Raw genomic sequence first — 8749 nt, forward strand, 5'->3', positions numbered from 1 at the left:
CCGTGGAGCCTATTCGCATAGCGGTCGTGGGCGTGGGCAAGATCGCCCGCGATCAGCATCTTCCCGCCATCGACGGCAATTCGGCTTTCAGCCTCGCCGCCACGGTCAGCCCGGACGATCCCGGCCCTTGCGACCTGCCGCATTTCGCCCGGCTCGAGGAGCTGCTTGAAAACGGGCCGGCGATCGATGCGGTGGCCTTGTGCACCCCGCCGCAGGTCCGTTACGAGCTGGCGACCATCGCGCTGAAAAAAGGCGTTCATGTCTTTCTGGAAAAACCGCCCGGCGCCACGTTGAGCGAAGTCGTCGCGCTCCGCGAACGGGCGCAGAAGGTCGGCGTCACCCTGTTCGCGGCGTGGCATTCGCGCTTTGCCGCCGGGGTTGCGCCCGCGCGCGCATGGCTCTCCGACCGGAAGGTCGAAAAGGTCTCCATCGTCTGGCGCGAGGATGTTCGGGTTTGGCATCCCGGTCAGGCCTGGATCTGGGAACCGGGCGGGCTTGGCGTGTTCGATCCGGGCATCAATGCGCTTTCGATCGTGACGCATATCCTCCCGCGAACGGTCTTCCTCAAGACGGCGACGCTGAGCTTGCCGGAAAATCGCGCCGCGCCGATCGCGGCCGATCTCGACATGTACGATACAGGCGGTGCGTCGGTGCATATGGACCTCGACTGGCGTCAGACCGGCCCGCAAAGCTGGGACATCACGGTGGAAACCGATGCCGGCACGCTGAAACTGACCAACGGGGGTGCCGTGCTCACCCTGCCCAGCGGCACTGAGCATAACGAGGATCTGGAATATCCGGGTCTCTATTCGCGTTTCGCCAATCTTATCCGCGGCGGCCGCAGCGATGTCGATATCGACCCGCTCCGGCTGGTTGCCGACGCGTTCCTGCGGGGCCGGAGGGACGCGGTCGAACCTTTCTACGATTGAAGAATGAATATTGTGGGAGAGTATCAATGCTGAAACGAACCGCCCGCCGGGGGGGCGTAGCCATCCTGATGGCGGCGACCATGCTGTCGAACGCCGCCTTTGCCGACACCAACGGGCAACCCACGCGCGCCGCCATCGCCGCCGACACGCCAGGCCCCGTCTATCACAAGGAGATGTTCACGCAGTTTGCCGAACATCTTGGCAACGGGATATATGGCGGCCTCTGGGTCGGGCCGGACAGCACCATTCCCAACACCAACGGTTTTCGCAACGATGTCGTGGGCGCGCTGCGCGATCTTTCCGTGCCGGTCATCCGCTGGCCGGGCGGGTGCTTTGCCGACGAATATCACTGGCGCGACGGCATCGGACCGCAATCGGAACGCCCGACCCGGATCAATACCCATTGGGGCGGCGTGACCGAACCCAACACGGTCGGGACGCACGAATTCTTCGAACTGACCCGTCAGGTCGGGGCGGAGGCCTATGTCGCCGGCAATGTCGGCAATGGATCGCCTGCGGAAATGGCCGAGTGGGTCGAATATATCACCTCGCCCGCCGGAACGCTGGCGGAAGAGCGCGCCGCGAACGGCCATCCCGAGCCCTGGGATATGGCCTATTTCGGGGTCGGCAACGAACTTTGGGGGTGCGGCGGGAACATGCGGCCCGAATATGCGGCGGATCTGACGCGCCGCTATTCCACCTTCGTCAAGGTGCCCGAGGGTACGAAGGTGATGAAGATCGCCGCCGGCGCCAATGTCGACGATTACAACTGGACCGAGACCATGATGAAGGTCGCGGCGCCCATGCTCGACGGCGTGTCGCTGCATTATTACGTCCATCCCGCGGGCGGATGGCCGCCGCGCGCACCTGCCGTCGGCTTTGACGAAAACGGTTGGGCCGACGCGCTGGAACGGGCGTGGCACATGGACGAGCTGGTGACGAAGCACAGCGCGATCATGGACAAGTACGATCCGGAAAAGCGGCTTTTCCTGGCCGTGGACGAATGGGGTTCCTGGTACGCACAGGATCCGGGCACGACTCCCGGCTTCCTGCGGCAGCAGAACACGTTGCGCGATGCGCTGATCGCGGCGATCAACCTCGACATCTTTGCAAAACATGCCGACCGCGTGCGGATGAGCGCCATCGCGCAGATGGTGAACGTGTTGCAGGCGATGATCCTCACCGACGGGGACCGCATGGTGCTCACCCCGACCTATCACGTGTTCGAAATGTACAAGCCGTGGCAGGATGCCACCGTGCTGCCGATCGAGATCGATACGCCGACCTATAGCAGCGGGGAATATGAATTGCCCGCCGTCAGCGGATCGGCCGTGCGGGCGAAGGACGGGACGATGCATGTCGCGCTGTCGAATGCGGATGCGACGGAGGAAAACACAGTCACCATCGCACTCAACGGGGCGAAGGCGTCGCGTGCGACCGGCCGCATTCTTACAGGCGACCGGATCGATGCGCATAATACGTTCGACGCACTGCAAACCGTTCGTCCCATGCCGTTTCGCGGCGCGCGCGTGAACGGCGACCGGCTCACCGTCACCCTGCCGGCGAAATCGGTCGTCGTGCTGGAGCTGAACTGATGGCGGGCGTGGTGGCAAGGCTGGCGGTGCACGGCTGGCTAATGCTTGCCGCGGCGTCGGCCTTGCCGCTGGGCGCCTGCGCGATCGCGGGGGAAAGGCCGGCCAACGCACAGCCGCAGCCGATGAACCCCCGGATGAGCGGCGATCTCATCACCCATGATCCGGTGATAATCCGTCAGGACGACACCTATTATCAGTTCGCGACCGGCGGCGAATATGTTTCGGTCAAGACATCGCCCGATCTCCTGCGGTGGACCGATGCGGGCTCCGCCTTGCCGGCCATGCCGGACTGGACGAAGGATGCCGTTCCCGGTGCCCAGGGCATGTGGGCGCCGGACATCAGCTTCGTGAACGGGCAATACCGCCTTTATTACTCGGTCTCGAGCTTCGGATCGAACCGGTCGGCGATCGGTCTTGCGACCAGTCCGACGTTGGACCGGGACGATCCCGATTACAAATGGACCGACCGCGGCCGCGTCGTGCAATCGATGCCCAATGACGATTACAATGCGATCGACCCCAATCTCGTCGTCGATCGCGAAGGGCGGCAATGGCTGTCCTTCGGCAGTTTCTGGAGCGGCATCAAGCTGGTTGCGCTGAACCCCGAAACCGGAAAGCCTGCCGCCGGTGCCCCACTCCACGCGATTGCGAGCAGGCCCGCACCCGATGGCGGACCGGCGCCGGTCGAGGCCCCGTTCATCTTCGAACGGGACGGCTGGTATTATCTCCTCGTCTCGTACGACTATTGCTGCAAGGGCGTGAACAGCACCTATTATACCGTCATTGCCCGGTCGCGCGACATTACGGGGCCCTATCTCGGCCGGGATGGCAGTTCGATGATGCACGGCGGCGGTACGATACTTCTGCGTGCCGATCTTCAGGAGAAGGAACGGTTTCGCGGGCCGGGCCACCCCGGCGCCTTTACCGATCGGGACGGCACGACCTACGTGACCTATCACGCCTATGACCGGGAGCAGGACGGCGCGCCGAAACTGCGGCTCGCTCCGCTGGTATGGGACGCGGATGGATGGCCTACCGCGTTGAAATAATAACGATCCGGGTCGAGGCCCGACAGGAGAGCTGACATGAATCTTGCGCTATCACGCCGGGCCTTCGCGGCCGCCGCCGCCGCCGTTCCCATGGCCTGCACCAATGCGGGCGGGGTCGCCATGCCGGGGCGGCCGACCTCCGGTAACCGGTCGAGCCTGTCCATGACGCGCAATCCGCTGGTGAAAAACCGCGCCGATGCGCAAATCTTCCGGCACGAAGACGGCATGTATTACATGACGGGCTCGGTTCCCGAATATGACCGGCTCGTCCTGCGCCGTGCATCCACCATTGCCGGGCTTGCCGACGCGGAAGAGCGCGTCTTGTGGCGGCACGCGGAAAGCGGTCCGCTTTCGGGATTTATCTGGGCGCCGGAAATGCACCAGATCGACGGACGCTGGTATTTCTATTTCGCGGCCGGGCCAAGCGGCGGCGGCGAGGACGTGTTCCGTATCCGCACATATGTCGCGCAATGCGATAGCGCGGACCCGATGTCCGGCAACTGGACCATCGCAGGCGAATTCAAGACGCCCTGGGACAGCTTCAACCTCGATTCGACCATTTTTCAGCATCGCGGCACGCGCTACTTCGTTTGGGCGCAGCGCGAACCGGGGATCGAGACGAACTCGAACATGTATATCGCCCCGCTCGCGACGCCGCTCACGCTGGCGGCGCCCGCCGCACGGCTTACGGTTCCGACGCTGGATTGGGAAATTCGCGGGTTCAAGGTCAACGAGGCGGCTGCCGTGCTCGAACGCAACGGTCGTCTCTTCATGACCTATAGCGCGAGCGCGACCGATGACCGCTATTGCCTCGGCCTGCTTACGGCGGACGCGGATGCGAATATCATGGACCCGCGCGCATGGACGAAATCGTCCGATCCGGTGTTCGTGACGAATGTGTCGACCTCCGTCTACGGGCCGGGCCACAACAGCTTTACCACGGATGAGGCGGGCAATGACGTCCTCGTCTATCATGGGCGCGATTATCGCGAGATCGAGGGGGATCCGCTTTTCAACCCCGACCGCCACACGCGCGTGCAGAAACTCTATTACAAGCCGGACGGTTCGCCCGATTTCGGCGTTCCGGTCGGCAACGGACCCTTGCCGGAACGCTTCTCGCCCGTGGGTCGACCGCAGGTCTTCCTCGCGCATCAGGCGGAGCGGCCGCTGGTTGCCGGCGGACCGCTGGCGCAGACGCAATATCGCGCGATTGCCGAAGCGGACGGCAATGTGAGCCTCTCGCCCATATTGCTGCGCGATCACAGGCTCGTGGCCGGCGGCGACGGATCCGTGCGGCTGCTCCCCATGTCAGAAATCGGCGGCAACGGGCGCGGCGCCCAATTCAGGCGGATCGAGAATGCGACCGACGGCACGGTCACATTCGCGATCCCCGGCATGCCCGGCAAGGCGCTCGGCTTCGTTGATGGGAAACTGGCCCTCGCATCGTCGCGCGGGCCGCAAAGCCAGTGGACGGTGAGCTAAGCCCGAAACAGGGCGGGGCATCTACCTTGGGTAGTTGGCCCGCCCACACGCGCCGTAAGCATCGGAAATGCGCCGATATTCGCCGCGATGAAATTTTCCTTGCGTAAAATTACTCCTACAAATAAAAGTCCCTGATTGGATGGTCGCCGTAGAGCGGCCCGTAACAGGAGGGGTTTCCCAATGGCGTTCAGACCGTTCGTATTCGCATCCGCATCGTGCATGGCCATCTGCCTCGCGACCAGCGCGCAGGCGCAGACCACCTCTGCCAATGACGGGGTCGGCGAAGAGCCGGATACCCGCATTGTCGAGCAGCCCGTCGCCGATGAACCGGTCGTCACCAATCCCATCGTCGTCACCGGCGTGCGCGCATCCATTGTCGGAGCGTTGAACGTCCGCCGCGACTCGACGCAGATCGTCGATTCCGTCGTCGCCGAGGATGTCGGCAAATTGCCCGACAATAATGTCGTCGAAGCATTGCAGCGCGTTACCGGCATCCAGGTCACTGACCGCGCCGGCGGCGAGGCGGCCACGGTCACCATTCGCGGCCTGCCCGATCCGCTGACCACGTTGAACGGCCGCAACATCTTTACCGCCGCCGGACAGTCCTTCGCGCTTCAGGATATCAGCGCGAACCTCGTCAAGCAGGTCAATGTCTACAAGACCCGGTCCGCAGACCAGATCGAAACCGGTCTTGCCGGACAGATCGACGTGCGCACCCGCCGCCCGCTCGATTTCGACGGCTTCGCGATTTCCGGACTGGCCCGCGGCATCTATAACGAGCAGGCGGACAGCTATAATCCGAACGTCGCTTTGTTGATCAGCGATCGTTTCGAAACGGGCATTGGCGAGATCGGCGTGCTCGTCAACGCAAGCTATGCCAAGACCGATTATCGCAACATGTCGACCACGGCGGGCGCGTTGATCCCCTTTGCGACCGAAAATCCGCCCGCGGGTTCGGGTCTGGCGCCGCTGGAACGGATTTTTCCGGGCGAGGGCAACGTAAACTGGCAGCCGGGGCTGGATGCCGGCCTGCCGACCGCGCCTGGTTCGACCCTGTCGATCAACGGTGTCGATACGCCTTATTATCTTTCGCGCGACGCGGTTTTCAACTCCGACCTTTATGGCGAGCGTGAACGTCCCGCCGTCAATGCCGTGGTCCAGTGGCAGCCCAACAACAGCTCGGTCTATACCGCCGAGGTTTTCTATGCCGGTTTCCGCGGCAACACGTTCAACTCGTTGCAGTTCAGCTTCGTCGACTGGTGGGGCAACCCTGGGCCGGTCGAGCTTTACGACGGCACCAACCTGATCAAGTCGCGCGTCGTGGACGACGTGTTCGGCTTTAACAGCGGCGATTACAGCACGGCGAGCACCGACAGCTACGTCTATGCGTTGAACGGGCAATGGGATGTCGGCACGAACGGCTTCATCACCGCCGATATCGCCTATCAGGACAGCACGAACGAAACCGATTTCATCGCGCAGCGCGTGTCCCGCACGGCCGATCAGATCACGGTCGACTTCAACGCGGGCGACGATATTCCTTCGTTCCACTTCGCCGACGATTCCCTGTTGCGCGACCCGTCGGTCTGGAACGTGGGCGAATTGTACGACAGTGCGGGCCGCTCCGAGGGCAGCGCCTTCACCGTGCAGATCGATGGCGGATATGAATGGGATTATGGTTTCCTGCGCGGCGTGAAGGCCGGGTTCCGCTATGACAATCGCGATGCCTCGACGTTTACGCGGACGCAGGACGCCGCGCCGATCGGCGGTACGCTCGCCGAGCTCGGCGAAGATGCGCAGTTCTACAATTCCGATTTTCAGGATGGTCTCGCCGACGTTCCGCGCAGCTGGGTCGTGGCGAATGGCTATTACCTGAGGGACAATGCCGACACGGTGCGCGCGCTTTACGGTCTGCCGACATCGGACACGCTCGAACTCGATCGCGTGTTCGACATCAACGAGGTCAGCATGGCGGCCTATGCGCTCGCTGATACGGAGGTCGAGATCTTCGGTCGCCCGCTGCAGATGCAGGCCGGCCTGCGCTATGTCGCCGTCACCACGAAATCGGATTTCTTCGACCGGCTCGACAATGGGTCGCTGACCCGTGCGAGCACCGGGACCGAAGAATTCCTGCCAAGCTTTACCGCGCGGTACGAGCTGACCGACGATATTCGCCTTCGCTTCAACTATGGCGAAACGCTGCGGCGGCCGGCGTTCGGCGATCTCAACCCGAACTATACGCTGACGGGCGATCTTACCAACCTTGGTTATGGCAACGGGACGGCGGGTAACGCGGATCTGGAGCCGACGCGTTCGAAGAATTTCGACGCAGCCATCGAATGGTATTTCGAGCGGAACAGCGCGATCTATGTCACCGCGTTCCGGCGTGAGATCGACGGGTTGGTCGTGCCCCTGACGGCGCTGACCTTCATTCCCGACAATGATATCGTGGCCGGTGCCACCGATACCTTCGCGATCACGCGCCCCGTCAACGCGTCGAGCGGCGTGCTGAAGGGTGTCGAGGCTGGTCTGACCTACTTCCCAACCTATCTTCCGGGTTTCCTGGACGGCCTGGGTTTCAACGGCAGCCTGACGGTTCTGGATTCGAATCAGAACATTCCCCAGTCCGACTCGGCGGGCAATATCGTCGGCGAGCGGCAGTCGGAATTCTTCAACGTTTCCAACCTGTCGTATAACGCGACCCTTGCCTATGACCGGGGACCGATCAGCACGCGTCTGTCGTATATCTGGCGTGAGGAATTCCTTCACAACAACGAAACGCGTCAGTTCGCGAACCCGATTGGCATCTGGTATCAGCCGGAGGACAGCCTCGATTTTCAGCTGACCGTGTCACCGACCGACAATATCGGCATCACCTTCGACGCGGTGAACCTGCTGAAATCCAATCAGCAGAGCTATTACAAGTTCGAGGATGCAGGCGGGCCCGAACGGTTCAATCTCGGCACCCTGCAACTTGCGCGCACGTTTGCGCTGGGTGTGCGCTTCACCTTCGATTGATCGTTTGTGGATGCTGGAACGGGGGCGTGTCGGTCAGGCCGGCGCGCCCCCGTCGCGCAATTCGCGGCCACCTCACCGCAAGGTCTGTTTTTCGCCGGGAGCGGACCGACCTTTATCGCCCGCTATCGGGGTTTGCGTATCCGCAATCACCCCGTTGGATGGCGGCTATCGTTTCGGTAGATAGCGGGGCATAGCTTTGGTGCCCCGGTTGCGCGGCAGTAGCGTGTCTTTTGCACGGACCGAGAGGCGAGGCAGCAGCGTTCTCCCCGATCGGGTAAACGGGCGGCCGGTCAATTTGCCGATATGAACGCATATGAAAGCCTCTTTCGTCATGCATTGGCGGGGGCGCCTAACCAGAATACGGAAACGAAGCTTGGGGCCATCGCAGGAGCCAGTACCGCTCGCGCGATTTAGGCCGGAAACGCCTTGGCACCGGGCGGAAGGTTCGCCGCTATGTGCTGACGATCGGCTTGCGCCGGTGCCGTGCAGCATCAGAATGCCGCGGGTAGCCACGGATCGAAAGCAAGCGCTTTGCGTTCGCGTGTTCCTACCCAATTCGAGTAGGCGCCCCGATGACCGATATCGCGACTTCACCGTACCCATCCGGTGAGCCCCGCCTTGTCCGGCGGGTGAACGACCGGTCTTAAGGGCGCTCGTATGAGCGAGCTTAGGAGCG

The 8749-nt window shown here is 62.7% G+C and carries 5 protein-coding genes; all 5 read left to right on the plus strand.

Annotated elements, in window-relative coordinates:
• Positions 1-2: 2 nt before the first annotated feature.
• The 5 genes from K4G67_RS14845 to K4G67_RS14865 all read left to right on the plus strand — a co-directional run bounded on the left by K4G67_RS14845 (position 3) and on the right by K4G67_RS14865 (position 8073).
• A complete protein-coding gene (locus K4G67_RS14845; RefSeq protein ID WP_239807106.1) occupies positions 3-929 on the plus strand; it encodes a Gfo/Idh/MocA family protein in 927 nt (308 codons plus the stop codon).
• Positions 930-955: 26 nt separating this feature from the next.
• The gene (locus K4G67_RS14850; protein ID WP_239807107.1) at positions 956-2524 is read left to right on the plus strand and encodes an alpha-N-arabinofuranosidase; all 1569 of its coding nucleotides are present in this window, start codon (positions 956-958) and stop codon (positions 2522-2524) included.
• A complete protein-coding gene (locus K4G67_RS14855) occupies positions 2524-3573 on the plus strand; it encodes an arabinan endo-1,5-alpha-L-arabinosidase (RefSeq protein WP_239807108.1) in 1050 nt (349 codons plus the stop codon). Before K4G67_RS14850 ends, K4G67_RS14855 begins: the two co-directional genes overlap by 1 nt.
• Positions 3574-3609: 36 nt before the next feature.
• Entirely contained in the window at positions 3610-5055 is a 1446-nt protein-coding gene (locus tag K4G67_RS14860; RefSeq protein WP_239807109.1) for a glycoside hydrolase family 43 protein, read from the plus strand.
• A 180-nt stretch (positions 5056-5235) separates the two neighbouring features.
• Entirely contained in the window at positions 5236-8073 is a 2838-nt protein-coding gene (locus K4G67_RS14865) for a TonB-dependent receptor (protein ID WP_239807110.1), read from the plus strand.
• The last annotated feature ends 676 nt before the right edge of the window (positions 8074-8749 follow it).

It is taken from the genome of Croceicoccus hydrothermalis (assembly GCF_022378335.1).
GTDB lineage: Bacteria > Pseudomonadota > Alphaproteobacteria > Sphingomonadales > Sphingomonadaceae > Croceicoccus > Croceicoccus hydrothermalis.

Coding starts and splice junctions, on each gene's coding strand:
- K4G67_RS14850 (WP_239807107.1), top strand. CDS start 956: ATGCTGAAACGAACCGCCCGCCGGGGGGGCGTAGCCATCCTGATGGCG.
- K4G67_RS14855 (WP_239807108.1), top strand. CDS start 2,524: ATGGCGGGCGTGGTGGCAAGGCTGGCGGTGCACGGCTGGCTAATGCTT.
- K4G67_RS14860 (WP_239807109.1), top strand. CDS start 3,610: ATGAATCTTGCGCTATCACGCCGGGCCTTCGCGGCCGCCGCCGCCGCC.
- K4G67_RS14865 (WP_239807110.1), top strand. CDS start 5,236: ATGGCGTTCAGACCGTTCGTATTCGCATCCGCATCGTGCATGGCCATC.